This is a genomic window from Cupriavidus sp. SIMBA_020 (assembly GCF_046535395.1).
Classification (GTDB): domain Bacteria; phylum Pseudomonadota; class Gammaproteobacteria; order Burkholderiales; family Burkholderiaceae; genus Cupriavidus; species Cupriavidus campinensis.
This window is the reverse complement of the sequence record NZ_JAWRWU010000041.1, coordinates 1-694: the sequence shown is the minus strand read 5'-3', so window position 1 is coordinate 694 and position 694 is coordinate 1. Positions and strand designations below refer to the sequence as shown.

The following is a 694-nucleotide window of genomic DNA, read 5'->3' as shown; positions in this document are numbered from 1 at the left end:
ATCACAAGTGACCATGCGAGAAATCACATAGTCATTTGAGATTGCTGAGCCAAGTTTAGGGTTTCTTAAAAACCCAAGCAGTATTGAACTGAAGAGTTTGATCATGGCTCAGATTGAACGCTGGCGGCAGGCCTAACACATGCAAGTCGAGCGGTAACAGAGAGTAGCTTGCTACTTTGCTGACGAGCGGCGGACGGGTGAGTAATGCTTGGGAACATGCCTTGAGGTGGGGGACAACAGTTGGAAACGACTGCTAATACCGCATAATGTCTACGGACCAAAGGGGGCTTCGGCTCTCGCCTTTAGATTGGCCCAAGTGGGATTAGCTAGTTGGTGAGGTAATGGCTCACCAAGGCGACGATCCGTAACTGGTCTGAGAGGATGATCAGTCACACTGGAACTGAGACACGGTCCAGACTCCTACGGGAGGCAGCAGTGGGGAATATTGGACAATGGGCGAAAGCCTGATCCAGCCATGCCGCGTGTGTGAAGAAGGTCTTCGGATTGTAAAGCACTTTAAGTTGGGAGGAAGGGCAGTTACCTAATACGTGATTGTTTTGACGTTACCGACAGAATAAGCACCGGCTAACTCTGTGCCAGCAGCCGCGGTAATACAGAGGGTGCAAGCGTTAATCGGAATTACTGGGCGTAAAGCGCGCGTAGGTGGTTTGTTAAGTTGGATGTGAAAGCCCCG

At 50.7% G+C, this 694-nt stretch carries 1 rRNA gene; it reads left to right on the top strand.

What is annotated here, in order from left to right:
* Positions 1 to 85 precede the first annotated feature (85 nt).
* Positions 86 to 694, top strand: a 16S ribosomal RNA gene (locus SB751_RS28030); the annotation flags it as partial.